This window comes from Brevibacillus reuszeri (genome assembly GCF_002897295.1).
Classification (GTDB): Bacteria; Bacillota; Bacilli; order Brevibacillales; family Brevibacillaceae; genus Brevibacillus; species Brevibacillus reuszeri_A.
Genome location: NZ_BEXF01000003.1, coordinates 165,734 through 190,190 on the forward strand (window position 1 = coordinate 165,734; position 24,457 = coordinate 190,190).

The window sequence follows — 24,457 nt, forward strand, 5'->3', positions numbered from 1 at the left end:
ATTATCGTCTCCCGCTGTGTACGCCGCTAAAGAAAAAGCTGACCATTCGTCAGCTTTTTCTTCACTAGCTTATTTCAAGCTCGCCATGTATTCAGCCAGCTTTGCGATTTCTGCATCATCTTTGATCATACCGGCAGGCATTGCACCTTTACCATTTTTGATGACATCAGCAATCTGAGTTGCGTCTAATTGTGCGCCGATTTTTTGGAGGTTAGGACCCATGCCACCCTCCATGTTTTTTCCGTGGCATCCCATGCAGCTTGTCTGAGCTTTCCACAGAGCATCTGCTGTAAAGCTGGTGTCAGCCGGTGCAGGAGCTGCTGCACTGGAGCCTCCGCCACCTGCTGCTCCGCCACCTTTGTTTGCGGAGTGGTTCGCGGAATGCTCATGGTCTGCTGCCCAAGTCAGATAGAAAACGCCTACAAGAGCAGTCAGCATCAAGCCAGTTGCTACAGGACGTTTGCTTGGACGACGGTCTTTGCTCGTATCCAACCAAGGAGCAAGCATCAAACCACCGAAAGCAATACCAGGAATAATAATCGTACCAAGGACTACCCAATCACCAGCAGCCCAAGGATATTTCAGCATTTGGTACAGGAACAGGAAGTACCAGTCAGGCAACGGAACGAAGGATGTATCGTTCGGGTTTGCTTTGTCAGTCAATGGTGACGGATGAGAAACCGTCAAAATGAGGAATCCGACCAAGCAAACAGCTGCCACCATCCACTCTTTCAACAGGAAGTTCGGCCAGAATGGCTCATTTTTCCCTGGGAAGTCGGAGTAGGATGGAGAAATGTTAGGGATACGCTTCGCCGATACTCGGGAATCTCCGACGAAGGTAGCATCTTTATCTAGTTTTGCCATGCTATTTCCTCCTTTTTATCGAAGACCGATTATAGTGGACCCGAGATACCTTGCGAACGGATCATCACAAAGTGAGCTCCCAACAGTCCAAGAAGTGCACCTGGGAGGAAGAACACGTGAATCGCGAAGAAGCGAGACAGGGTTTGCGCCCCTACGATATCTCCACCAGTAAGCAGCATTTTTACATATGGACCAATGAGTGGTACGGAGTTTGCGATCTCCAGACCTACCTTGGTCGCAAAGTAAGCGGTGTTATCCCACGGCAGCAGGTATCCTGTGAAACCAAGACCCAGCATGACGAAGAAAATCAACATGCCGACTACCCAGTTCAACTCGCGAGGCTTTTTGTATGCACCTGTAAAGAAAACACGTAACGTATGTAGGAACATCATAACGATGACCAAGCTCGCGCCCCAGTGATGCATACCGCGAACGATTACCCCGAAGGCTACTTCGTTTTGCAGGTATTTTACGGATTCATAAGCGTTGATGATGTCTGGAACGTAGTACATCGTCAAGAACATCCCAGACAGGATTTGAATAACGGTAATAAAGAACGTTAGTCCACCAAAGCAGTAAACGAAAGCAGAAAAATGATGTGCCGGGTTCACGTGCTCAGGTACTTCGTGGTCGGCCAAGTCACGCCACATCGGAGTGATGTTTAAGCGCTCATCGACCCAGTCATACATTTTTTGCAACATTTTAGCCGTTCACCCCCGGACGAGGATTTGCTTTTACTTTACCCAAATACAATTTTCCGTCTTTTACTTCTGTCTCGTACTCATCGAGGGATGCTGTTGGTGGCGTTCCCAAGATGTGTTCACCGTTAATCGAGTAACGGCCCAAGTGACACGGACAGAAATATTCATTTGGATGCTCTGGACTGGTATTCCAGTCAACTGTACACCCTAAATGCTTACAGATCGGGGACAGAGCGAGAATCTCACCCTTGTCATTTTTGGTAACCCATGCAGACAACGTGGATTCGGATTCATACCAACCGTCCTTGGTATGGACCTTGAATTCAACGCGCTTTGGCTCGGCACTAAACTCGTCCGGACTGCCAACAGCTACTTGATCCCCACCTGCATGTCCCTGCAGAAGTGGGTCAACCGCGAATCGAATCATTGGAGTGATCATTCCCGCAGCTAGGAACCCGCCAGTTCCCATCAGTGCGTAGTTTAAAAAAGTACGTCTGGAAATTTCGCGTTTGTCTCCCATCTCTTTTTTCCCTCCTTATCCTGAAAAATAGCGCAACGATGGCGTTTTCACACACATACACTAGGTCAATCCCAATCATAGCTAACGCCTAATTAGTTGTCAAGAATGTCCAGTAGACATGTCTTCGTCCAATCCCTTATAGTGATGTGATTGTTGCCATTTTGTCAAAAATAGCAACTTGTACCTGCTGATTTTTTATAGTATTACCAGAAAACGCTTTCTCTATTGATCCCGTTTTTGTTGCCAAAGTCGAATGACTTCCTTATATAAAACATCGACAGTCACCTCAAAGCGCAGAGAAGAATCGAGATCCTCATCCCCTACCGGCAGCATCAGAACACCTGAATCAATTCCCTCCGCAAGCCGGATACGATCCCCTCTAAAGTGCAACAATACATGGTAGCCAAACGATTCGGGGATCGTCTGCGCCAGCTGTTCTTCCGCAAACTGATAGCTTATGGGAAAAAGCAATACTCTCCCTTTTAATCGTTGCTCAATCGCTGCAGCTACATTCAATAAATAGTTCATTCGCAGGACATGCTCTTCGACGGAGAAGCCAGGGCGATACAAATAAAGAGGGAGCAGTGCGGTATCCACAAAGGTCCGCAACTCCTCCCAGTTTTCGAATTCGTTCATATTCCACTGCATAGGGTCGTCTCCTCTTCACCTGTAGATTCTGGAAACTAGCGTACCATGAATCTGAGGAAACAAGCAATACAGCCTACTTCTATGCTTCCTACACTTTTTCGTAAGCCATAATCACTTTCAATTCATCTGTGAGCTTCAAGAACAATTCCTTGTTTTTCCCAACCAAAGCATCATCTATTTCTTGATACAGCACTCTTTTTCGATATTGCCTCATCTGTTCATCGATGACCATCTCAGACAATAGACCTGACACCATTTGATTGTTCGTTCCGTACGCGTTGGAATAGAAATTTGGCCACTCCATACCCATCCCTCACTTCAATAAAATAGTCGTTTCGGTAAAACCATTATATTTGTGAAGCCAAGTCTGGCTGGCGTAGGTGGCTGTGTACAACCACTGCTTCTGATCGTCTTGGCCTACTCTCAGCAGTCCTAGGTGCACCATCATCTTGCATACGCGATTGATTAATATATCTGTGGGCGAATCGTAATAAAACACCTTGATCCATGGTAGCAAAGCATCTAACAAAGCTTGCTGACTCACCCATCCACCTGAAGCGATCATTGGAATAAGCTGGACCAGCATCGGCAGGTTGGGTATTGCCCGTTTATACAGCCTCATCCAGAATCGGATGAAATCATGGTAGAGCTGATCATTGTATTGAAGCTCTATGCGCTCAGCCCCCTTGTCAGTGAGGGCAACTTTCCCCTCTCTCTCCTCAATCCACTTATGAAAATAGCAGAAATCATACAGCAGCGAAAATCGGTCAGGGTATAGATCAAAATGCAGTCCATAACCGAATCGCCATTTCTGTGGCAAAAGAGGCTCTTCCTTGACATGGAGAAATTGAAAAAGCTGCTGTTGATAGCGCTTGTACATGCCTCCCTCGGCTGTCAGAGGAATGGGCTCTTGGGAGAGGAAACGCAGAAACTGCATGATGTCGTCACAGAGCGCTGTGCCTTCGTCGCGATAAGCTTCTGGCCCATCCATCACCAGTGCATTTTGCTCTCTCCACTTTTCTAGCCATGCGTGTAAATACGGCTCACGAATATCGAGGGGAACCTGATATTGACCGACCGTCTTGCTTTTCACAGGAAAGAACCAGCCGCGTCTCATCGCTTGTGCTATGTACCGTCTTGCTTCTTCTTGCTTTTTTTCCTTCTGGTTTTCCAGTGCCACTCCGGCTTTTGCGAGTAAATCCTCCAATGACATGATCGTACGCTTGTCCAGGAACAAAAGCAGCATGAAATGGGTTTCTTCGTTTGTTAGCTGTTCAACCTCTTTTGTGATTGTCAACCGGTGTCTCAAGCTGGACAGCAGTGACGTGATTAGGTCATTTTTAGAATGAGGGTTGCATTCGCATCCATAGTGGTTGGCAATCTGATGGAGCTGCCGGATATCGGTATACACCAAGATCTCAGCCAAGTTCATCTGCGCATCCCTTCTTTACGATGGCTTTCTTGTATCCCTCATTCTTGCCAAAAAGCGGAAAAATAAACAGGAAGCCACGAGAAGTGACTTCCTGTTTGACTGATTTTATTCGGAAATGGTTCAGGTAAAGCACTTACTCTTCGTCGCTTTCCTCATTCCAGCTATCGTGCAATTGTTGATATTCTTTGGCTTCGTCATAGCGTCCCGACTGTGTCAAGAGAGCAATCAGCCTACGGATCTGATCGAGATCAAAACCGGATAGGGAAACGTACTGCTTCAAGGAGTCAATCGCCTCTTCTGTTTTCCCCAGCGACAAATAAATATCTGCAGCCAACGGATAGGAAGCGACATATTCTTCATCGATTGCTTGCAAATTTTTCACCAGTTCTACTGCCTCTTCCAGTCGTCCCACATGGAACGCCATCATTGCACTGCCAAACAGTACTTCTGGTGACCCGTCCAGAACAAGCGCTTGCCGGAACACTTGATACGCTTGCTCGAATTGGCCATTCTGTGCCAAGGAGCGTCCTTTGGTCAACAGCAAATCAAGGCTTTCCGCTCCTGCCAGCTCCAGCAGCTGCATCGCTTTCTCATCTTCTCCGATGCGGAAATACAGGTTACCGAGCGCTGCCATAATATCTTGATTATCAGGTTCTTTTTGACGAGCTTGCTCCAAATATTTGACAGCCACTTCATCCAAGTCCTGCAATGCATACAAATCAGCCAACAGCAGATCAAGCTGAATACCTTCAAAACCAGATTCCTTGCACTCATACAACAAATGCTGTGCCGTCTCAAAATCACTGGAATCCAGAGCAATCTCTGCCAGCAGCAACTGACATTCGCGACGCAGCGCCGGCTCCATGTCAGGATTTTTTTCCATGACGTCATTCAGTAAACGAACGGCTTCGTCCAAATGCCCCAGACGATACCATACTTCCGCCAAATACATCATGACATCGGGCAAATCTTTCCCGTGCTCTTGTACTTTTTGCAGGGCAGTCAGACCTAATTCCACCTCATCGTTTTCAATTCGCTTGATTGCTTCATCTATGACATATAGCCACTTCTTCGGCATTTTGTTCACCTCATATGTATAGTTGCTTTGACGACTCCCTTACAGAAGAGTCACAAAAGACCGTCCGCAGACGGTCTTTTTCTTTACTCCCCATCATATACCATTATGCTCTCGTTAGCCAGCTCATCGTAAGAACAGTAATTAAAATACCGAAAACACTGAGCACAATGCTGTAATTTGGCTTCGGCAACTCAGGCGTACTGGGTTTGCCATCTAGCGGAATGATGGATGCCGTAGCATTAGCTAATGGTTCTTCCTGGGAAGAAAGAGGTGTCGCCTCTACTACATATGTACCATCATCCGATTGCATGGACGAGGAAATCACCTGTGCTTTTGGTGTATTCATCGCCATTACTTCTCCATTGATAACTAGTGAGTTCGCTTGCTCTGTTGTACTCGTATTTACATATAAAGTAAACGTAAACAACATCAACAAAAGAACGGCGACACTTGCACCAATGCGTCTCATTCTGGCTGTTACGCTGAAAATTTTACGTCCAATCGGAATAGCCCACTTCTCTTCTGATAGAATCCGGGCCATTACAGCGTCTACAATAGAACGAGTAGGAGTCACAGAATGATATTCTTCCTTGTGTGTCTCCATCCACTCACCGCTATCCGACCACATCTCGTAATCGGCACGACAGGCGTAACATGATGCCATGTGATGATCAACACGGCGTTGAGTCATCTCTGGCAAAAGTTTATCGGCGTATTCAGGCAGAATTCCCTGAACTTCTTCACATTTCATCATCGATTCATCCCTTCAGCTTCATCCAAATGAGGGTCCAGGATGTAGGTTTCTAACTGTCCTCTGATACTTTGTCTCGCTCGAAACAGCAAGGATTTCACTGAGCTAACTGTCAAATCCAAAATAGTGGCGATCTCGGTGTAATCCATCTGCTCGTACTCTCTCAGGATCAAGGCTGAGCGCTGTTTTTCTGGCAAGCTGTTAATCGCCAGTCTCACCATGCTCTCCCGTTCATTGCGTAATAAAACCTGCTCGGGCAAGGTTTTCGGGGATGCCATAGGAACCTGAAGGGTGTCGTCCAAATAGACGTCAGAATTGCGGCTTTTCCGCAATTCACTAAGCACTGAGTTGCGAGCAATCGTATAGAGCCAGGTAGAAAAGGTGGCCTCTACATCTCGGAAAGAATGAATGCTTTTGTACGCCTTGTAAAACGTCTCCTGACAGATATCCTCAGCGATGTGCTCTAAATGTGCCTGACGCAATAAATGTGTAACAAAGGAGAGGATCTTTTTTTCGTATCGACGAATCAGTTCAGCATAGCATTCCAGATTACCTTCTTTAATCTCTCGGATAAGCTGGGAATCGGTCATAACCAGGATTACCTCCTTAGCGATTCCGATCCCTCAGCAGCCTTTGTAACATTAGACTGCTAGGGATGTAAAAAGTTGCGCTAATGTAACATTCTTTTTCTCGATATTTTCCATGAATCCTTCACGAAAAAACCCCCAAACCTGGGGTTAAATAACATATGTGTAGGGCTTTACGTCTCGAATGCACCTGCCCATCCCAATCGTAGAGAAAAACTCGCCATTTCGATATATCCACTTACCGTTCGACATAACAGAAGTTGGAAAAAATATTTCGCTAAAATTGAGAATAGTGGAAAGATCCTGCTTTGTCAACCAGTTTTCCTTTTTTAGGAAAACAATATCCGCATCTGCGCCGAGTGTCAAGCATCCTTTTCGCGGATACAATCCCAAAACCTTGGCTACGTTCGTCGAAGTGAGTCGAATAAATAAGCAGAGCAATTCTTCGGGTGTACACCATCTCCTACGATAATCGAACCGGACATCGTGCAAGGGAGCTGCGACTGGCCACATTTCATACCAATGGCGATACATGTGACGCAGTGCCTGGTCAGTCCAATCCTTATTCAACCAAAAAACATGATAAAACGGATCGTACTGCTTTGTGTCAAAGAGTAACGTTGGTTCGGGAAGCACCGTACGAATCTTCCAATACCGTGTCATGGAAATCCACTGCTGTAGGATCTGATCCCTGCGATCTTTTTTCACAGAGGCCTCTTGCGGTATGTGTAAATGAAATATCGTCTTATAAGACGTATGAAGTGAAGAAATCGTTTCCCAATTTAGGCTGGAAATTTCTTCTGGGCTTCGAATCGTGATATGAATGCCTGAATACCCTCTTCTGCTCCACTTGCATGCCTCCGTATCGCGCAGCTCAGAAGCCTTTATCCCTACATGCCAGCTGTAATCTATCAGGCTATTGTAATGCTGGGTTTGCTGATAATTCATCTGTGACGTACTCATCCAGCGATCTGGATAAAAAACATCCACGAGGCTTGTACAGCCCATTCGGATGAGCGAGCGAATCGCTTCTATGTATGGTTGCATTTCACGAATTTTATATAATGACTGATCTGAGAGCGTAATGAGTCCAGGCAAGAGATACATGCCTGTTGCATCCACTTCTGAAAAGGACGCCGTTTGTGATTCCCATGTTTTGTACAAGGTGTCTTTGGCTATCCGAATGATTTTACCTTGAGATATCCATATATCTGCTTGCCTGATCCCTTGTGACGTAGCGATTGATCCACCGCGAATAACCATACCTTGTTGTGACACAGCTCGTCCTCCTCTCGATCAGCACTATCGAGATTTACGATTAGTACGAGCTTATGCACAAGTTCGTAAAAAAGTACAAAAAAAAAGACCGCCGTTGATTGTAAGCGCATTCAAACGACGGTAGCACATTTGTGCTTTATTATATTGGATAGGAGTGGAGAGAAACCATACTGTAGTTTTATAATAAACGGAATGTAAGCGCTTGTCAAATCATTTTTGCTAAAAAAAGAATCCTTTACTATGTGAAAAAACCCGCAATCTTTTTGCGGGTTCCCTCCTCTTATTTACTAACTTTTTCAAGCAACTGTGCAAAGCCCGGGAACGAAACATCGATCGCCTCGTCATTCTCTACTACAGTTTCACCTGAAGCCGCCAGACCAGCAATAGCCATTGCCATCCCGATTCTATGGTCACCATGGCTATCAATGACAGCCCCGGTTAAAGACGTCTCGCCTTCAATTATCATCCCATCGTCTGTCGGTGTTATCTTGGCACCAAACTTGGACAGCTGGCTAACCACAGTTGCGATTCGATCCGTCTCTTTTACTTTGAGCTCCTCAGCATCACGAATGATCGTCTGTCCTTTTGCCTGGGAAGCCATCACTGCAATAACCGGAATCTCGTCAATGAGTCTCGGTATGATATCCCCAGCGATTTCAATTCCATGCAGCTCGGAATGTGTAACCAGCAGATCCGCTACGGGCTCTTCATTGACAATCCGTTCATTCAAAAGCTCAAGGCTTCCTCCCATCGCTTTGACCACATCGATAATTCCGGTGCGGCTCGGATTGATGCCAACATTTTCGATCAAAAGCGAGCTGCCTGGTACCACCATTACTGCCGCGATCAAAAATGCTGCAGAAGAAATGTCACCCGGTACAGAAATGGCACGGCCTTTTAGCTCTTGACCGCCTTCTACTGAAACAGTCAGACCATCCCGTACAACTTGAACACCAAAGGCTTGAAGCATACGCTCCGTATGGTCACGAGACAAGTGTGGTTCCGTTACACTGGTAACACCTTTTGCTTGCAAGCCTGCCAGCAAAATCGCTGATTTCACTTGAGCACTGGCAACTGGAGATTGGTACGAGATCGCTTGCAAATCGCCACCTCGGATCGACAACGGAGTGAACTCGCCATCTTTGCGTCCATCAATTTTAGCTCCCATTTGACGAAGAGGACCGATCACACGACGCATTGGACGCTTTGCGATCGATTCATCCCCCTCCATCACAACGTGGAAAGGCTGTGTCGACATAATCCCTGCCATCAGCCGGATCGTCGTTCCTGAATTCCCTACTTCCAGGTGCTCGGAAGGCTCCTCTAGCCCAAACCAGCCTTTTCCTTGTACCGTCACTTTGTCACCTTGCTGTTCGATCTCGATGCCCATACTACGGAAGCAGCTGATCGTGCTCAGACAGTCAGCTCCTGGCAGAAAGCCTTCGATGGTCGTCGTTCCGTTAGCTAGAGCACCAAACATAACCGCGCGGTGTGAAATCGATTTATCTCCAGGAACACGGATTGTTCCTTCTATTTTTTGGGTTTGTCTTACGCGAAGCACAGTTCCACTCCCCTTTTCCTATTGCTAGTCATGCTGTGAAGCGTCTTCGTTGTAAAGCACGCAGGCACAACAAATCTATTATCGCTTGTATACATTGTAATCGAAATACCGCAGTAATTCCTCGCCTTTTTCCATTTCTTCTTGGGATTGAAACGTAATTCGCAAAGCCCCATAAATATCTTCGCGTGTCTCCCTAATTTGCAGGTTCGTAATATTAATTTGTCTGGCTCCCAAAAGGGTAGTAATTCTGCCGATTTCCCCAGGATGGTCAGGGATATCAATGTACAAATCGTTTAGCGGAGGCAGTGCACCTGCTTTGCGTTCAGGCAATCCGTCACGAAAATCACGCGCAGTCTTGAAAAAATGCTCGATACCGTCTGGGTCTCCCTTTTCAACGAGGGCCACCACATCCTGCAGGGCATTCGACCAGTCATTGGCGATTTTCAAGATATGATCACGGTTTTGCAGCAATACATCACGCCACATGCGCGGATTACTGGATGCAATTCTCGTGATGTCACGAAAACCTCCTGCAGCGAGTCTAGCATGCCAAGCATTCTCGTCATCGTAGCCTGCGACCAAGTTGACCAAGGCAGAAGCAAGAACATGCGGAAAGTGACTAACCGCTCCCACTACCTGATCGTGGGTATTGGCATCCATATGAACAACCTTTGCACGGGTTAGAGCCAGCAGCTCTGTCAGACGCTCTAGTTTTTTCTGGTCGGTCCCCAGAGCAGGTGTCAGCACGTAGTAGGCATTTTCCATCAATCTGTCTGAGGCAGCTTCTACTCCAGATTTATGAGAACCAGCCATAGGGTGGCCACCAATAAAGGTCACATGCTCCGGTATAACAGCCAAAGCTTGCGAAACGATATTGGATTTGGTGCTCCCCACATCGGTAATGATCACATCATCCTGCAAATCCAACTCAGTCAGCAATCGCAGTGTACTAAAAATTTGCTCAACCGGCGAAGCAAGGAATATCACATTCGCTTCTCTGACAGCAGTTTGCAAATCCGTCGTTCCAGCATGAATAACTCCAAGAGTTAATGCTTTGTCTAAACAATCTTGGCGTACATCGTAACCGACGACCCGAATATTTGGATCGCGTCGCATCGACAGCGCGATGGAGCCGCCGATCAATCCGACACCGATTACAGCAACGGTGGTCTTTTTCATCTCCACTTTCTATCCTTCCTTCGTCTGCGTAGACAAAAATGCCGGGACAGATGCCCGGCATTTTTCGGGTTATTTCAATGCACCAGCAACAATTTCTTGAAGTACGGTCAGAATCTTTTCATTTTGCTCCTTCGTACCGACCGTAATACGCTGATAGCCTGGGAAGCCAAGCGCATTTCCGGAGCGAACGATGATTCCCTGACTCAGCAGCTTCTTGAAAACGGCATCTGAATCCTGCTTCAGGTCAACCAAGATGAAGTTTGTTTGAGTAGGATAATACGAGAGACCCCATTCATCAAAACGATCCGTAAATTGCTTCACGCCTTCTCTGTTACGGTCACGGCAGCTAATGACGAACTCTTGATCCTTCAGTGCAGCACGGGCTGCCACTTGTCCAAGTGCGCCAGTATTGAATGGCTCGCGCACGTGCTCCAGTTGGGAAACGAGCTCCTCAGACGCGACACCGTAACCGATACGCAACGTTGCGAGGCCATAGATTTTTGAGAAGGTGCGCAAGATGATCATGTTTGGATATTCAGCAAGCATTGGAATCGTTTGTGGGTACTCAGGGTCCACAACATATTCGTAGTATGCCTCATCCAACACAACAAGCACGTCTTTTGGCACTTTTTTCATGAAAGCTTCCAGCTCGGAAGTAGTAACGATCGTACCAGACGGATTGTTCGGGTTACATACCCACACGACACGCGTCTGTTCATTGATGGCAGCAGCCATTGCTTCCAGATCGTGAACGCCGTCTTTCAACGGAACCTCGATCAGCTCTGCCCCCTCAATAATGGCATTGGAGCGATACTGAGAGAACGTCTGGGATGCCATTACCGTATTTGTGCCCTCATTCAAGAAAGCGCGAGAAATCATCAACAGATTTTCGTCAGAACCGTTCCCAAAAATCAACTGACCCGGCTTTACTCCGAGAAAATCAGCTAGGTCCCAGCGCAGATTCAAGCTTGCGCCATCTGGATAAAGCGCCAAATTGTCCAATTGCTCGACGATAGCTGCTTTTGCCTTTGGTGAAGAACCATAAGGATTTTCGTTGGACGCCAGCTTAATCACTTCTGTCAAACCATATTCGCGCTTAACGTCATCAATGGGTTTCCCAGGCTGATATACCGGGGCATTGAGTATGCGTTGCTTCGGTTGCATCCACGTTCACTCCAGTCACATTTTTCCCATTATTGTAGCGCACTCGCTAACTGTTGTACAAACGTTTTTATTTTTTCAATTGCTTGCGGCATTTGTTCCGGGTCTTTCAATTGCTCGTTATGCTTCTCGATCTCTTGTACAATCGCACTTCCGACAATCACACCATCAGTATGCGGTGCTACTGCCCGCACTTGTTCCGGTGTGGAAATACCGAACCCGACAGCTGTCGGCGCATTCGTAGACGATTTTACTTTTTGTAGGAACACGGCAAGATCATCGCGCAAATCTGTACGTGCCCCAGTCACTCCTAGCGAGGAAACACAATACAGAAATCCAGTTGCTTGTTCTCCGATTTTTTTGATGCGTGATTCAGATGTCGGCGCAACTAGCGATATGACATGTATGCCGTTTTTCTTCGCAGCCTCTACAGCTGGACCATTTTCCTCAATCGGCAAATCTGGAATGACAACTCCATCTGCTCCATAGGCAGCCAGGTCCGCAAAAAAGCGATCAATGCCATATTGTAGCACAGGATTGACATAGGAGAACAGGACGAGAGACGCCTCGATCCCTGAATTTCTCAAGCGTGCTACCAACTGTAATGCATCCGCGATTGACACCCCATTTTGGAGCGCTCTCTCTGATGCGCGCTGGATTGTCGGTCCGTCGGCGAGTGGGTCTGAATACGGCACTCCCAGCTCAATTACATCTGCCCCGGCCTCTACCATCGCCGTTACAATCTGAAAAGTAGCTTCGATCGTCGGGTCTCCAACCGTAATAAACGGAATAAAACGTTTACGACTACGATCCTCAAACAAGCGGTCAATTCTGTTAGCTGTTGCCGTCATTATTGCTCGCCCCCTTTGCTTTGCTCTTCCAAAGCCTCCTGAATGGTCAGTACATCTTTATCCCCGCGTCCTGACAGGCAAATAACGAGAATCTGGTCACCTGACATTTGGGGTGCGCGCTTGATCGCTTCTGCTATAGCATGGGCACTCTCCAAAGCTGGGATGATGCCCTCTGTCCGACACAACAGCTGTACTGCCTCCAAAGCCTCTGCATCCGTTACAGATGTATACGTAACCCGACCATTGTCTTTTAAATAGGAATGCTCTGGTCCTACCCCCGGATAATCGAGTCCCGCAGAAATGGAATGGGCCTCCTGTACTTGCCCATGCTCATCCTGCAGCAAGTAAGTAAGCGAGCCATGAATAACACCCGGACGCCCCAAGCTCAGCGTAGCCGCATGCTTGTCTGTATCCACTCCATGCCCCGCAGCCTCTACACCACGCAAAGCAACATTCTCGTCCTGAATGAACGGATAAAACATGCCGATAGCATTGCTGCCGCCACCCACGCAGGCAATGACCTCGTCCGGGAGTCTGCCCAGCATTTGCAAGATTTGACTACGCGTCTCTTCTCCGATGATCTTCTGGAATTCACGCACAATGTACGGATAAGGATGGGGACCCACAACCGAACCGATGACATAAAACGTTTCCTCTACATGAGTAACCCAATGACGGATCGCTTCGTTCGTTGCATCCTTCAACGTACGTGAACCGGAAACAGCAGGGATGACCTCGGCACCGAGCAGCTTCATGCGAAATACATTCAGCGACTGGCGGCGAATGTCTTCTTCGCCCATGAAGACTTTGCAGGAGAGACCCAATTTAGCTGCTACCGTCGCACTGGCTACCCCGTGCTGTCCAGCGCCCGTTTCAGCAATAATTGATTTTTTCCCCATACGCTTCGCAAGCAAGGCTTGACCGAGAGCGTTGTTCAATTTGTGTGCACCAGTATGGTTAAGATCTTCACGCTTGAGATAAATCTGCGCTCCTCCAAGTGCCTCCGTCAATCGCTCCGCATAGGTAAGTGGCGTTGGTCGTCCTGCATATTCACTCAGTAGCCCACCCAGCTCCTGAACAAACTGAGGGTCACGACGCGCTGCTTCAAACGCTACCTCCAAAGCTGCTACTGCATTCATCAATGTCTCAGGGACAAACTTTCCTCCGAACTGTCCAAAGCGACCATTTTCATCAGGCACGACCGGAATCGTTGTTTGCTGCGTGTTCATGCGCTTTCACCCTTTCCACCAATGTTTTTATTTTGGAAGCGTCTTTCTCGCCATCTGTTTCGACTCCACTGGATACATCAATCATCTTGGCCTGATAACGTCCAACAAGCTCTCCCACATTGTCCGTATTTATCCCACCTGCGATAACGCACGCTGCCTCACCGCAGCTTTCCTGCAGCTTCGGTATTTGCTCCCATGAGAAGCGTTTTCCAGTTCCGCCAGCCATGCTCGGGTCGTACGTATCGAACAAAAACGCATGTACAACTCCGGCATATCGCTCAATCTCGCTTGCTGCATCTGACTCTCCCCCAACCGACAAAGCCTTCCAAACCGGAATGGAGAAGCGCTCCTGAACCTCTTGACAAAATGCTGGCGATTCCTGTCCGTGGAGCTGAACCACTGCAAGCGGAACCTGGCTGAGAATTTCATCCAGCTCCTCTATACTCGGATTTACAAACACGCCTACCGCTGGAGGATGGCCCGGTACCGATGCCAGGAGACTTTTCGCCGTCTGCGCATCTACCTTGCGCTTGCTTGGTGCGAAGACGAAGCCGACGAAATCAACGTCAAGCTCTTTGAGTAGAGCTAATGTGTCCGATCGCTTAATGCCGCATATTTTGATTTGGGTCATTTGCTCATCCCCATTGCAGACGCTGAACCGACTAGCGATAGCACTGCCTGCTCCACATCCTCTTGTCGCATGAAGTGCTCGCCGACCAATACTGCTCGTGCGCCTGCCTTTCTGACATTTTCAATATCTGCGGGGACCGATATTCCGCTCTCACTCACCACTGTAATCGTTTTGGGAATGTCAGCGATGACTTCATGTGTGACTGCTAGATCGGTTTGGAACGTATTTAGATTTCGATTGTTTATTCCGAGCAGTTTCGGTTCAATTGCTTGGAAAACCATGTCACATTCACTTCTGTTGTGTACTTCAACCAGGACATCCATGCCCAGAGCTTCCGCAGTTTGGGCGAGGTGACGCAGCTGCCCACGCTCCAGAATCGCCGCGATTAGCAAAATGCAGTCTGCTCCTGCCGCCCTTGCTTCCACTACTTGAATTTCGTCAATGAGAAAATCTTTTCGCAGCAGCGGCCGGTCAATCGCTTCATGAATGTGAGTCAGATATGACAGACTGCCTTGGAAAAATGCTTCGTCGGTCAAAACGGAAATGCACTCCGCCTCAGCAGCTTGATAAGCCTTGGCAATTGCAATCGGATCAAAGTCAGGACGAATCAGCCCTTTTGACGGAGATGCTTTTTTCACTTCCGCAATCACACTGACAGGACGAGCACTCGTTTCCAGTGCCTTCTGGAATCCTCGAGGATCTTGGACCGTCTTCGTATCTGCTAAAAGAGAAGCTATAGTCACAGCGGCTTTTAGACGCGCGATTTCTTCTTGTTTTTTCTCTACGATTTTACGAAGCATGAATCATTCCTCCTGCAATTTGACGGAACTGCTCCAGTTTGCGGAGGACGAGTCCGTCATCGATAAGTTCAGCCGCTCGAATCACACCTTCTCCTATGGTGCTAACCCGATCGGCGAGATACAGAATGGCTCCTGCATTAAGCAAGATGATATCTCGCGGGGCCCCGCGTTTTCCGGCGAACACGTCATGAATGATCGCGGCATTTTCATTCGCATCTCCACCGCGCAGAGCATCCTTTTCATGGCGACGCAGTCCAAATTGCTCCGGATCAACCTCATATGTGTGGATTTGACCGTCACGAAGCTCAGCGATATGACTGATTCCCGTCACTGTCAGTTCGTCGAGTCCATCCGAACCCGCAACCACTAGTGCCCGATGGACATCCAGCTCTCTGAGTACAGCAGCTACTGTAGGAAGCAGCTCGGCATCATAAACACCCATGAGCTGGTGAGTTGCCCCTGCCGGATTCGTCAGAGGACCCAAAAGATTAAAAACAGTCCGAATAGCCAGTTCCTTGCGTGGCCCTGCAGCATGCTTCATCGCCTGGTGATACAAAGGCGCAAACAGAAAGCACAAATTCGTAGCCCGGAGACAATCAGCCGCATCCTTTGGTGACAGATTGACCGGTACGCCCAATGCTTCCAGTACGTCCGCGCTCCCGCTTTTACTCGAAACGGCTCGGTTACCGTGTTTGGCGATTCTCACTCCGTCACTGGCTGCCACAATGGCACTCGCCGTCGATATATTAAACGTATTGCTGCCGTCTCCACCAGTCCCACATGTATCTACTAACCCGGGAAGATCGATCGGAAAACGAGTCGCACGCTCTCTCATCGCTCGAGCAAAGCCGATAATCTCTTCAACCTGTTCTCCCTTCAAGCGCAAGCTAGCTAGAAAAGCTCCGATCTGGGCAGGAGTTGCTTTTCCATCCATGATCTCGCCCATCGCTTCTTCTGCGACATTTCGGTTCAAATGGCTTCCTTTTAAAATTTGGTCCAATGCATGGGTTAGCATGGCAATTCCTCCTTCCGCGCGAATAGCTGCTCCGCCTTTTCCAACGCTGAAATCATCGCCGCTGCTTTATTAATCGTCTCCTGATATTCACTTGCCGGAACCGAGTCCGCGACTATACCCGCACCTGCTTGCACATGTGCATAGCCATCTTGGAAAAACAAGGTTCGAATCGTAATGCAGCTATCCAGTGAGCCATCGAACGACAGATAACCAATCGCTCCTGCGTATAGGTGTCTCGCATCTGGCTCAAGCTCAGCAATGATCTCCATCGCTCTCAGCTTAGGAGAGCCGGATACCGTCCCCGCCGGAAAAGCAGACAGGAGAGCATCAAAGGCATGGAGTCCTTCACGCAGCTTTCCAGTCACATGAGATACCATGTGCATGACGTGGGAATAGTTTTCGATCACGAGCGCCTCTTCCACTTTTACAGTGCCGTAGGAGGACACTTTTCCGACGTCATTTCGCCCGAGATCAAGCAGCATGTAATGCTCCGCCCGCTCTTTGTTGTCTGCGAGCAAATCAGCTGCCAGCTCAGCATCCTCTTGTGCAGTTGAACCGCGTTTGCGTGTCCCTGCTATCGGCCTCATCTCCACTTTTTCGTCCTCAACCCGCACCAATAGTTCGGGAGATGTACCAACGACTGTTTCGCCTTCGTATTCCAAATAGTACATGTACGGCGAAGGGTTCAGTGTACGCAGTAAGCGATAGACGGCAAACGGATCTACTTCAGTCTTTACGGAAAAACGCTGTGAAAGCACTACTTGAAAGATATCGCCTGCCGCAATGTATTCCTTGGCTTGCTCTACCATCCGCTCATATTGCTGCTGGCTCATGTTGGGTTCAACAGTCAGCGCTGATGGTGATTGAGCGGCTACCTGTATGCGACTGTCTACTTGCAGAGGTGCCGTTACCTTTGTTGCCAAAAGCTCGATCCGTTCACAAACTAGTTTGTATTTTTCAGCAATCCGGGCGGCTGAATCTCCTGGTTCCACATGCAGATTTACGATCAGCTGGATTTCCTGCTTCAAGTGATCGAATGCAATCATCTCGTCTACGAAAAGGAAGCGCATATCCGGTACACGCACTGCCTCTTGTCGATGTGGAGGCAGATTTTCAAAATAACGCAGCGTATTGTAGCCAAAAAATCCGACCGCGCCACCACTCAGTCTGGGGAACTGAGGGAGCTTTGGACTTTTATATCGATCTGTTTCCTCACGCAAAAAGTTCACTGGATTGCCTGTATGGACAAATCGCTCGCCATTCCGTTTCGAAACGGAAATTTCTTCTCCTTTTGCTTCGACGATTTGAAACGGGTTCATCCCGATAAATGAAAAACGTGCCCAACGCGTACCGCCTTCCACACTCTCTAACAGGAACGAATCACTCGTCCGAATCTTTTGGTACAAACGAATAGGTGTTTCTTGGTCAGCTAACAAGGTCATGCTTACAGGGATCATTGAATACGATGCCGAAAGTGAGTGCACTTCGGCCAGGGAGGGGAAATACATGGACTCTCATCTCCTTTTTAGAGGGAGTGAAAAGGGACAGTGCTCACCTTTTCTCTACCCGCTTCTTAGAGCGAGAGATAGGGGGAGAAAAATATGAAAAATAATCCAGTACGGACCTGGATTTTGGGTATGTGTATGTACCCAGCTTGCTCTTCTCTCCTCAACCTAACTCATCTCTACTCTGCTCTACTTGCTCTGCTCTCAGCCGGAATTTGCTTATAACCGGTAAACGAGGCGCTCTCGTTTCACTTATGGTAAAAGAGAGCGCCTCGATTGTCAACTGTGATTTGTTAAATCTGGACGTAGCTTAACTGCTTCACGCAGAAAAACGTGATTGATCTCCTTGGCAGTCTTGTCTGTATTTACATGCATCATGACACGCACACAAAGAGGCAGACCACCTGGGACCGGAATTTCTTGTGCACACATCAATGGCACGAATGCCCAAGCTTCTCCATCAATCATACGTGCAGCTTGAGCCGGAAAAGTCGCACACAGATCCGGTGTCGTCGTAATGATGATGCTACCGATGTCTTCCGGATTTACTTGATTGCGTCCTACCATCTCTTCCAGCAGCCATTTTGTTGCTGAAACAATTTCCTCGCGCGTATCGGCTTCCACCGTTACAGCGCCACGGATACCTCGCACTCCCATCGCTTATGCCTCCACTTCTTCTCTCATAACAGTCAAAATCAATTGTTCATCAATATCTTTCACGACTTCTACTTCTCCGATTGCACGTGGCAATACAAGAGCCAGCTTTCCGCCGATTGTCTTTTTATCCCGTTTCATCGCTTCCAATACAGCCTCTGGGGTTACATTGCCCGGCCAGCTGGTTGGGAGATGATAGAGACGGAGTACTCTCTCTGTACGCGCGTAAATTCCTTTTTCAGCAAAGCCGATACGCTCAGCAACCTTGGCCGCCAAGCACATGCCGATCGAGATTGCCTCACCGTGATTTAGCACAGAGTACTGCGATAACGCCTCAAACGCATGTCCAAACGTATGCCCTAAATTAAGCAGCGCTCGTTTCCCCTGCTCTGTCTCGTCCTCAGAGACGATTGCAGCTTTGACAGCACAGCCACGTTGAATTGCTTTCCCTAACAATTCTGAATCAAGCTCCCACAGCTGTGCTGCATTTTCTTCCAGCCAATCTACAAAAGACTCATCTGCAATGAGTCCATGCTTGACGACCTCCGCAAATCCTGCTGCCACCTCGCGCTTCGGTAAGGAGTGTAATGCTGCGGTATCGTAGATTACCACTCGCGGCTGATGAAAGGCACCAATCAAATTCTTGCCCAGCGGATGATTGATCGCTACCTTGCCACCAACAGAGCTGTCGTGTGCAAGCAGTGTCGTAGGCAGCTGCACAAAATCGATCCCGCGCATGTATGTGGCTGCCACAAATCCTGCCAGGTCTCCGACAACTCCACCGCCAAGAGCCAAAATGGCAGATTTTCGATCCAGACCAGCTTCAATCGCTTCCGTCATGATACGCTCGTAAACGGACAAGCTTTTCGATTGCTCACCTGCCGCAATCACGCTCGCAGAGGCTTTGTAGCCAGCTGCACGAAGAACATCTCGCAGCAAAGTCAGATAGCGAACAGCTACGTTTTCGTCAGTCACAATCAGCAGGCTGCTGGTGGAGGAAACCCCTGCCTCTTGCAGCAGTTTTGGAACTTGCTGCAAAAGGCCATTTCCAATCACGATCGGATAAGAGCGCTCTCCTAGTTCAACAGTCAGGCTCTCTGTAGTCATTAGTATTTCTCCGTGTAAGCGCGGTATTGACGCACGTTTTCCACCATGTCATCCATCGAGTCACTCGGGAATTTTTCGCACATGGCGTTTGCGATTTCCCAAGCAACTACCGCTTCCGCTACGACGCTTGCAGCAGGTACCGCACAGCTATCAGAACGTTCAATGCTAGCAGAGAACGGCTCTTTGGAATCGATGTCAACACTCATGAGTGGCTTGTACAAAGTAGGAATCGGCTTCATCACACCGCGAACCACGACTGGCATACCTGTAGTCATACCACCCTCAAGTCCACCCGCACGATTTGACTTGCGGCTGTAGCCTGTTTCTTCGTTCCAAATGATTTCATCGTGCAGCTTGGAGCCTGGCAAGCCTGCAGCTTCAAAGCCGACTCCGATTTCAACGCCCTTGAATGCCTGAATACTCATTACCGCTTGTGCGAGTCGTCCATCCAGCTTGCGATCCCATTGAACATGGCTTCCCAATCCGATTGGAACTCCTTCTACGATAACCTCGACGATTCCACCCAAGGAATCCCCGTCTTCTTTTGCTTTATCAATCGCAGCCATCATCAATGGCTCCGCTTCTTTATCCAGGCAACGAACCGGCGATTCCTCTGTACGTGCAATTAACTCATCGAGGCTAACCTCTTGACGTTTTGCCACAACATCATTGATTTGCAGGACTTGACCGCCTACGCGAATTCCGAAAGCTGCGAGCAGCTGACGCGCCACTGCACCCACGGCTACACGAATGGTAGTTTCACGCGCACTGGAACGTTCCAGAATATTTCGCATATCACGTTGATGATACTTAATCGCACCGTTCAAATCTGCATGTCCAGGACGAGGACGAGATACGCGTCTTTTTTCTTCCGCTCCCTCGACTGGTTCCGCATTCATGATTCCTTGCCAGTGAGTCCAGTCTCTATTTTCCACGACCAGCGTGATCGGCGCTCCTGTTGTATACCCATGGCGGACACCAGAAACAACTTTCACTTGATCCTTTTCAATTTGCATTCTTCTTCCACGGCCATGACCTTTTTGTCGACGTGCCAACTGCTCGTTAATCGCCTCAATGGAAATAGGCAAGTTACTCGGTACGCCTTCGATGATTGCTGTCAATTGAGGTCCGTGAGATTCCCCTGCTGTCAAGTAACGCATCTCTTTCCTTCCTCCATCCTCCAAGGCAGCTTTACTCCCTTAATATGGTTCAAAAAGGGTCGCTGTCCTTTATCACTTTTAAGCGCTATAATATCATACCTGTACCTCGGTGGAAACACCAAAGTGGCAAAACTCGTTGAAATCCTTTTAGCTGAATGAAAAACGCCCCTCCTGTTGGAGAAGCGCTTGGCTTTCACGTGGCGCTCATGAAAAGCGGTCCACCACCAAAAACGGATTGGAGCTGAGCGGTTGACGGAGGTGGTCGACACGCATTAAATCGTCTAATTGCGTCTTTTCCGCTCCTAGTATTTGTCCACATTCTTGAAGTGTAATCAGACCTCGACGATATGCTTCGATGACCTTGTGCTTATCCATCTGCTGCCTCCCCTGCAAGTAGGTATTCCTAGTCTTGGGAAAAAAGAAGAGAGATATACTAGAGCACTGGTGAATTATCCCATTTTCCGATAAAAAAACGTGTCTTCCGCCTCAAACTGGTATTGCTGAGGTTGGAAAATTTGTTCCGTACTGCCGACAAACAGCACGCCACCCGGTTTGAGTGCACGACTGAATTTGTGGTACAGCTCATGCTTCGCTTCTTCTGTGAAGTAAATCATGACGTTTCGGCAAATGATGAGATCGAATTGGGCGTCAAATGTATCCGCCAGCAAATTATGCTTTTTAAAGGTCACTCGTTTTTTCACTTCATCTGAAATGCGATAGCTGAGTGTATCCTTCGCAAAATACTTGCTGACCAGTTCTTTGGGACAATCCTGCAGGGAACGGTCCGTGTACACCCCTTGCTTCGCTTTGGACAATGCGCCTTCATCGATGTCCGAAGCCAAGATGGTCGCATCCAGTCTTTTTCGAAGCAAGATCAGAGAAAGCGTATACGGCTCTTCCCCCGTCGAACAAGCTGCACTCCAGCATTTGACACGCCCTGATTGTTTCGCAAGACGAGGCAAAATTTTATTTTCAAGCACATCCCACCTGCCAGGGTTGCGGAAAAATTCCGATACGTTGATCGTCATCCGGTCCAAAAACTCATAGAACAATTCCTTGTCCTTTGAGATGGCATCAAAATAATGGGCAAATGATTGATATCCCCGTTTCATTCTGAGCGAGGTAAGACGACGCTTCATTTGCGCTTCCTTGTAGAGGGCAAGATCAATTCCGGTCATTTTTTTAACACTCGCTATAAATTGGAGAAAGTCCTTATCTTCCATGAGAGCGGTACCCCCTTATGCAGTTACATTTCTACTTGATTCGCCATTATTCGCGTAAATTCCTATCAGGACTGACGGAGATTTTGACGAAAAAAAGAAAAAACCCCCAAAACGGGGGTTTTTTTGGAGTATGGCTTAGATCCAGCGTTGGATTGTTTTTTCGAAGGAAAGAACTTCTTCAGCGGAGAACCACAGACCGATTTCACGCTCAGCGCTTTCAGGAGAATCAGAACCGTGGATAATGTTCATGCCAACGGATGTTGCGAAATCGCCACGGATTGTTCCAGAAGCTGCATCTACTGGGTTTGTTTTGCCCATCATAGCACGAGCAGTTGTGATTACATTGTTACCTTGCCATACCATAGCGAATACTGGACCAGAAGTGATAAAGTCCACAAGTTCACCGAAGAAAGGACGCTCTTTGTGCTCTGCATAATGCTCTTCAGCCAGTTCGCGGCTAACAGTCATCAGCTTAGCGCCAACGAGTTGGTATCCTTTTTTCTCAAAACGGGAAACGATCTCCCCGATCAGGTTACGTTGTACACCATCAGGTTTTACCATAAGGAATGTTTTTTCCATTGTAAGTATGCCTCCATTAGAGCTATGTATTGGTGTATATGACACCAACAGAAATTTTATCAAAACTATGGTGGTCAAGCAACAGCCTGACGGTCAAAAAATGATTAAAATTTGCGGTCAATGATAAAGTTGGCAATTCCTGTGAGAGAGGTCTTCGCTTGATTATTAGGTAAATCCGCTAATACTGCATGTGCACGCGCAATATAGCGCTCCGCCAGCTGCTGTGAAAACGCAATTCCCTCATCAGCACGGACTAGTCGAATCGCTTCATCAATGTGATCCCAAAATGTATTTTCAGCTATCCAGGTCTGGAATTGTTTTGCCGCTTTACCGTGATGAGCTGTATACAACGCTGGCAATGTGATATTTCCGTGAACCAGATCACTTCCAGCCGGTTTCCCCAGCTGCTTTTCTGTTCCCGTGAAATCCAGGATGTCATCGGTAATTTGAAAAGCCATCCCCACGTTATACCCGTACCAATACATTTTCCGAATCAGCTCTTCAGTAGCACCGCTGGCAACAGCACCGAGCTGACAGCTAATCGCTATCAATAGTGCCGTTTTACGTTTAATCCGACGCAAATAAGTCCGGAAATTTTGATCCCAGTTGTTTAGATCCTTGACCTGTTCAATTTCTCCCTTGCAAACCTCTACGATCGCATTGGACAAGATTTGATGCAGCTGTGGGATAGGCAGCTGTGAGGCAATTGCTAATGCACGTGCAAAGATATAATCCCCTGCATACATGGCGACCTTGTTGTCCCACTTCATCCGAACCGTGTCTTTCCCGCGGCGTTTGTCCGCATCGTCAATCACATCGTCATGAACGAGCGATGCCATGTGAATCAGCTCAAGTGGAACAGCAACGTGCTTCAAACGCTTGATATCATATTTTCCCCATTTTCCCCCGAGCAGCACAAATACAGGGCGAATCCGTTTTCCCCCTGCCTTGAGCAGGTGAGTAGAGGATTGATACAGCTCGCGTACATCTGTATCGATGGACTTTTCCAGTTCATCCTCAATATACTGAACGTCCTTTTTCATTTTGAAGTAAATATCGACCAGGTTCATCCGTTCCACCTATCTCGTCAACGTAGTTTTGGTCTGTCTGCCCCCTGCCTGCCACAGATCGACAGTAGTTGGTGCCGCTAGAAGTCCCAGCTCAGCCGCGCATCGGTAGTAGTACTCCAGTCCAATTCGCTGCACGTCGCCGAAATCGTGCTGTAATCCCTGAAAATAGCGGACCCACTCCTCTTTCTCTCCTCCGAAATGGGTGTGAACGTAATCAATCAAGGGAGCCGTGTTTTCTTTCGTCTTCCTTTTACTATCCAAAAAGGAAGCGTGAACTTCTGCAATCAAATCATGATGATCCGCGATCACAGCCTTACGCAGTGCCCATATCGCGAATGTCATGGAATATCCCGTAAACTGATGCCATAGTTCTCCCAAATCATAAACGTGCAGGTTACGACTATTTCGCTTTGCTTGGATTGCGTCATCTCCAATCAGCAGCGCAGCATCTGCGTCCAGCAGCATTTCATCTAAAACAGGTTCTTGTGTAACGTAAGAAATCTCATAATCGTAAAACTTATGGAGAATAATCTTTAGCAGATTGACAGTAGTTGCCGATGTATTCGTCAGTGCAATCCGAGAACCATTCAGCTGCTCAATCGGCTTTTTGCTAAACAAGAAAAGGGAGCCTACTCTCCCTTTGGCGCTGACGGACAAATCCGCAAGCGCCACGTATTGGGAAGCATGCTCAGCGTAGCTAAAGGAAGAAATCGGCCCCATATCAATCTCACCAGCAGCCATCGCCTGATTTAACTGGGCAGGGACTTGTCGAATAAATTGAATACGGTCCTCAAATTTGGGCTGATCAAAATAGAAGTAAACCGGGAGTACGTTTGTGTATAAAATTTGTCCGACTCGCAAGGACTTTTGCAT

General features: G+C 47.9%; 26 protein-coding genes and 2 pseudogenes. All 28 read right to left on the reverse strand.

Annotated elements, in window-relative coordinates; translation table 11 throughout:
• Positions 1–72 precede the first annotated feature (72 nt).
• Positions 73–408 (reverse strand): annotated as a pseudogene (locus C3B52_RS38390) (c-type cytochrome); the annotation flags it as partial.
• Positions 397–864, reverse strand: a pseudogene (locus tag C3B52_RS38395) (menaquinol-cytochrome c reductase cytochrome b/c subunit); the annotation flags it as partial. The pseudogenes C3B52_RS38390 and C3B52_RS38395, both read right to left, overlap by 12 nt.
• Before the next feature lie 29 nt (positions 865–893).
• A complete protein-coding gene (gene qcrB / locus C3B52_RS06260; RefSeq protein WP_049740092.1) occupies positions 894–1,565 on the reverse strand; it encodes a menaquinol-cytochrome c reductase cytochrome b subunit in 672 nt (223 codons plus the stop codon).
• 1 nt (position 1,566) lies between these two features.
• Positions 1,567–2,085, reverse strand: a complete 519-nt coding sequence (locus C3B52_RS06265) for a ubiquinol-cytochrome c reductase iron-sulfur subunit (protein WP_103105226.1) — start codon at positions 2,083–2,085, stop codon at positions 1,567–1,569.
• A gap of 222 nt (positions 2,086–2,307) precedes the next feature.
• On the reverse strand, positions 2,308–2,733 hold the full coding sequence (locus tag C3B52_RS06270; RefSeq protein WP_103105227.1) for a DUF2487 family protein: 426 nt from the start codon (positions 2,731–2,733) through the stop codon (positions 2,308–2,310).
• Between the two features lie 88 nt (positions 2,734–2,821).
• Positions 2,822–3,037, reverse strand: coding sequence for an IDEAL domain-containing protein (locus C3B52_RS06275; protein WP_103105228.1), 216 nt, complete (start codon positions 3,035–3,037; stop codon positions 2,822–2,824).
• A 9-nt stretch (positions 3,038–3,046) separates the two neighbouring features.
• Positions 3,047–4,165, reverse strand: coding sequence for a hypothetical protein (locus C3B52_RS06280; protein ID WP_103105229.1), 1,119 nt, complete (start codon positions 4,163–4,165; stop codon positions 3,047–3,049).
• 133 nt (positions 4,166–4,298) lie between these two features.
• Positions 4,299–5,243 carry a tetratricopeptide repeat protein gene (locus tag C3B52_RS06285; RefSeq protein WP_103105230.1) on the reverse strand — a complete coding sequence of 315 codons (945 nt, stop codon included), beginning with the start codon at positions 5,241–5,243 and terminating at the stop codon, positions 4,299–4,301.
• Positions 5,244–5,346: 103 nt separating this feature from the next.
• Positions 5,347–5,994, reverse strand: coding sequence for a zf-HC2 domain-containing protein (locus tag C3B52_RS06290; protein ID WP_235615614.1), 648 nt, complete (start codon positions 5,992–5,994; stop codon positions 5,347–5,349).
• A complete protein-coding gene (locus C3B52_RS06295) occupies positions 5,994–6,584 on the reverse strand; it encodes an RNA polymerase sigma factor (RefSeq protein ID WP_103105232.1) in 591 nt (196 codons plus the stop codon). Before C3B52_RS06295 ends, C3B52_RS06290 begins: the two co-directional genes overlap by 1 nt.
• Positions 6,585–6,731: 147 nt before the next feature.
• The gene (locus C3B52_RS06300) at positions 6,732–7,859 is read right to left on the reverse strand and encodes an amidohydrolase family protein (protein ID WP_103105233.1); all 1,128 of its coding nucleotides are present in this window, start codon (positions 7,857–7,859) and stop codon (positions 6,732–6,734) included.
• Between the two features lie 280 nt (positions 7,860–8,139).
• Positions 8,140–9,420 carry a 3-phosphoshikimate 1-carboxyvinyltransferase gene (aroA, locus tag C3B52_RS06305; RefSeq protein WP_103105234.1) on the reverse strand — a complete coding sequence of 427 codons (1,281 nt, stop codon included), beginning with the start codon at positions 9,418–9,420 and terminating at the stop codon, positions 8,140–8,142.
• 78 nt (positions 9,421–9,498) lie between these two features.
• On the reverse strand, positions 9,499–10,599 hold the full coding sequence (locus C3B52_RS06310; protein ID WP_103105479.1) for a prephenate dehydrogenase: 1,101 nt from the start codon (positions 10,597–10,599) through the stop codon (positions 9,499–9,501).
• 69 nt (positions 10,600–10,668) lie between these two features.
• Positions 10,669–11,763: a histidinol-phosphate transaminase gene (gene hisC, locus C3B52_RS06315; protein ID WP_103105235.1), complete on the reverse strand. Its 1,095-nt coding sequence runs from the start codon at positions 11,761–11,763 to the stop codon at positions 10,669–10,671.
• A gap of 29 nt (positions 11,764–11,792) precedes the next feature.
• Positions 11,793–12,611 carry a tryptophan synthase subunit alpha gene (gene trpA / locus C3B52_RS06320; RefSeq protein ID WP_103105236.1) on the reverse strand — a complete coding sequence of 273 codons (819 nt, stop codon included), beginning with the start codon at positions 12,609–12,611 and terminating at the stop codon, positions 11,793–11,795.
• On the reverse strand, positions 12,611–13,840 hold the full coding sequence (gene trpB, locus C3B52_RS06325) for a tryptophan synthase subunit beta (protein WP_103105237.1): 1,230 nt from the start codon (positions 13,838–13,840) through the stop codon (positions 12,611–12,613). The genes trpA and trpB overlap by 1 nt, the downstream gene beginning before the upstream one ends.
• Positions 13,803–14,471, reverse strand: coding sequence for a phosphoribosylanthranilate isomerase (locus C3B52_RS06330; protein ID WP_103105238.1), 669 nt, complete (start codon positions 14,469–14,471; stop codon positions 13,803–13,805). Before C3B52_RS06330 ends, trpB begins: the two co-directional genes overlap by 38 nt.
• Positions 14,468–15,271, reverse strand: coding sequence for an indole-3-glycerol phosphate synthase TrpC (trpC, locus tag C3B52_RS06335; protein WP_103105239.1), 804 nt, complete (start codon positions 15,269–15,271; stop codon positions 14,468–14,470). The genes C3B52_RS06330 and trpC overlap by 4 nt, the downstream gene beginning before the upstream one ends.
• Positions 15,261–16,286 (reverse strand): anthranilate phosphoribosyltransferase, encoded by a 1,026-nt coding sequence (trpD, locus tag C3B52_RS06340; protein WP_103105240.1) that lies wholly within the window; start codon positions 16,284–16,286, stop codon positions 15,261–15,263. The genes trpC and trpD overlap by 11 nt, the downstream gene beginning before the upstream one ends.
• Positions 16,280–17,794 carry an anthranilate synthase component I gene (trpE, locus tag C3B52_RS06345; protein WP_103105241.1) on the reverse strand — a complete coding sequence of 505 codons (1,515 nt, stop codon included), beginning with the start codon at positions 17,792–17,794 and terminating at the stop codon, positions 16,280–16,282. The genes trpD and trpE overlap by 7 nt, the downstream gene beginning before the upstream one ends.
• A gap of 276 nt (positions 17,795–18,070) precedes the next feature.
• Complete coding sequence (gene aroH, locus C3B52_RS06350; protein ID WP_103105242.1) at positions 18,071–18,448, reverse strand: chorismate mutase; 378 nt, start codon at positions 18,446–18,448, stop codon at positions 18,071–18,073.
• Positions 18,449–18,451: 3 nt separating this feature from the next.
• A complete protein-coding gene (gene aroB / locus C3B52_RS06355) occupies positions 18,452–19,552 on the reverse strand; it encodes a 3-dehydroquinate synthase (RefSeq protein ID WP_103105243.1) in 1,101 nt (366 codons plus the stop codon).
• Positions 19,552–20,712 (reverse strand): chorismate synthase, encoded by a 1,161-nt coding sequence (gene aroC, locus C3B52_RS06360; RefSeq protein ID WP_103105244.1) that lies wholly within the window; start codon positions 20,710–20,712, stop codon positions 19,552–19,554. Before aroC ends, aroB begins: the two co-directional genes overlap by 1 nt.
• 204 nt (positions 20,713–20,916) lie before the next feature.
• A complete protein-coding gene (locus C3B52_RS36335) occupies positions 20,917–21,087 on the reverse strand; it encodes a hypothetical protein (protein WP_164684713.1) in 171 nt (56 codons plus the stop codon).
• A 74-nt stretch (positions 21,088–21,161) separates the two neighbouring features.
• Positions 21,162–21,935 (reverse strand): CheR family methyltransferase, encoded by a 774-nt coding sequence (locus C3B52_RS06365; protein ID WP_103105245.1) that lies wholly within the window; start codon positions 21,933–21,935, stop codon positions 21,162–21,164.
• Between the two features lie 135 nt (positions 21,936–22,070).
• A complete protein-coding gene (ndk, locus tag C3B52_RS06370) occupies positions 22,071–22,514 on the reverse strand; it encodes a nucleoside-diphosphate kinase (RefSeq protein WP_007716560.1) in 444 nt (147 codons plus the stop codon).
• A 104-nt stretch (positions 22,515–22,618) separates the two neighbouring features.
• On the reverse strand, positions 22,619–23,584 hold the full coding sequence (hepT, locus tag C3B52_RS06375; protein WP_103105246.1) for a heptaprenyl diphosphate synthase component II: 966 nt from the start codon (positions 23,582–23,584) through the stop codon (positions 22,619–22,621).
• Between the two features lie 9 nt (positions 23,585–23,593).
• Complete coding sequence (locus C3B52_RS06380) at positions 23,594–24,457, reverse strand: menaquinone biosynthesis protein (protein WP_103105247.1); 864 nt, start codon at positions 24,455–24,457, stop codon at positions 23,594–23,596.

Excerpts from the sequence above, each read along its gene's own strand:
- C3B52_RS06270 (WP_103105227.1), bottom strand. The coding sequence starts at position 2,733 with ATGCAGTGGAATATGAACGAATTCGAAAACTGGGAGGAGTTGCGGACC.
- hisC (WP_103105235.1), bottom strand. The coding sequence starts at position 11,763 with ATGCAACCGAAGCAACGCATACTCAATGCCCCGGTATATCAGCCTGGG.
- C3B52_RS06310 (WP_103105479.1), bottom strand. The coding sequence starts at position 10,599 with ATGAAAAAGACCACCGTTGCTGTAATCGGTGTCGGATTGATCGGCGGC.
- C3B52_RS06280 (WP_103105229.1), bottom strand. The coding sequence starts at position 4,165 with ATGAACTTGGCTGAGATCTTGGTGTATACCGATATCCGGCAGCTCCAT.
- C3B52_RS06290 (WP_235615614.1), bottom strand. The coding sequence starts at position 5,994 with ATGAAATGTGAAGAAGTTCAGGGAATTCTGCCTGAATACGCCGATAAA.
- C3B52_RS06265 (WP_103105226.1), bottom strand. The coding sequence starts at position 2,085 with ATGGGAGACAAACGCGAAATTTCCAGACGTACTTTTTTAAACTACGCA.
- trpA (WP_103105236.1), bottom strand. The coding sequence starts at position 12,611 with ATGACGGCAACAGCTAACAGAATTGACCGCTTGTTTGAGGATCGTAGT.
- qcrB (WP_049740092.1), bottom strand. The coding sequence starts at position 1,565 with ATGTTGCAAAAAATGTATGACTGGGTCGATGAGCGCTTAAACATCACT.
- C3B52_RS36335 (WP_164684713.1), bottom strand. The coding sequence starts at position 21,087 with ATGGATAAGCACAAGGTCATCGAAGCATATCGTCGAGGTCTGATTACA.
- trpC (WP_103105239.1), bottom strand. The coding sequence starts at position 15,271 with ATGCTTCGTAAAATCGTAGAGAAAAAACAAGAAGAAATCGCGCGTCTA.
- aroB (WP_103105243.1), bottom strand. The coding sequence starts at position 19,552 with ATGACTACAGAGAGCCTGACTGTTGAACTAGGAGAGCGCTCTTATCCG.
- C3B52_RS06365 (WP_103105245.1), bottom strand. The coding sequence starts at position 21,935 with ATGGAAGATAAGGACTTTCTCCAATTTATAGCGAGTGTTAAAAAAATG.
- trpB (WP_103105237.1), bottom strand. The coding sequence starts at position 13,840 with ATGAACACGCAGCAAACAACGATTCCGGTCGTGCCTGATGAAAATGGT.
- aroH (WP_103105242.1), bottom strand. The coding sequence starts at position 18,448 with ATGGGAGTGCGAGGTATCCGTGGCGCTGTAACGGTGGAAGCCGATACG.
- hepT (WP_103105246.1), bottom strand. The coding sequence starts at position 23,584 with ATGAACCTGGTCGATATTTACTTCAAAATGAAAAAGGACGTTCAGTAT.
- trpD (WP_103105240.1), bottom strand. The coding sequence starts at position 16,286 with ATGCTAACCCATGCATTGGACCAAATTTTAAAAGGAAGCCATTTGAAC.
- C3B52_RS06275 (WP_103105228.1), bottom strand. The coding sequence starts at position 3,037 with ATGGAGTGGCCAAATTTCTATTCCAACGCGTACGGAACGAACAATCAA.
- C3B52_RS06295 (WP_103105232.1), bottom strand. The coding sequence starts at position 6,584 with ATGACCGATTCCCAGCTTATCCGAGAGATTAAAGAAGGTAATCTGGAA.
- trpE (WP_103105241.1), bottom strand. The coding sequence starts at position 17,794 with ATGTATTTCCCCTCCCTGGCCGAAGTGCACTCACTTTCGGCATCGTAT.
- ndk (WP_007716560.1), bottom strand. The coding sequence starts at position 22,514 with ATGGAAAAAACATTCCTTATGGTAAAACCTGATGGTGTACAACGTAAC.
- C3B52_RS06285 (WP_103105230.1), bottom strand. The coding sequence starts at position 5,243 with ATGCCGAAGAAGTGGCTATATGTCATAGATGAAGCAATCAAGCGAATT.
- C3B52_RS06380 (WP_103105247.1), bottom strand. The coding sequence starts at position 24,457 with ATGCAAAAGTCCTTGCGAGTCGGACAAATTTTATACACAAACGTACTC.
- C3B52_RS06330 (WP_103105238.1), bottom strand. The coding sequence starts at position 14,471 with ATGACCCAAATCAAAATATGCGGCATTAAGCGATCGGACACATTAGCT.
- aroC (WP_103105244.1), bottom strand. The coding sequence starts at position 20,712 with ATGCGTTACTTGACAGCAGGGGAATCTCACGGACCTCAATTGACAGCA.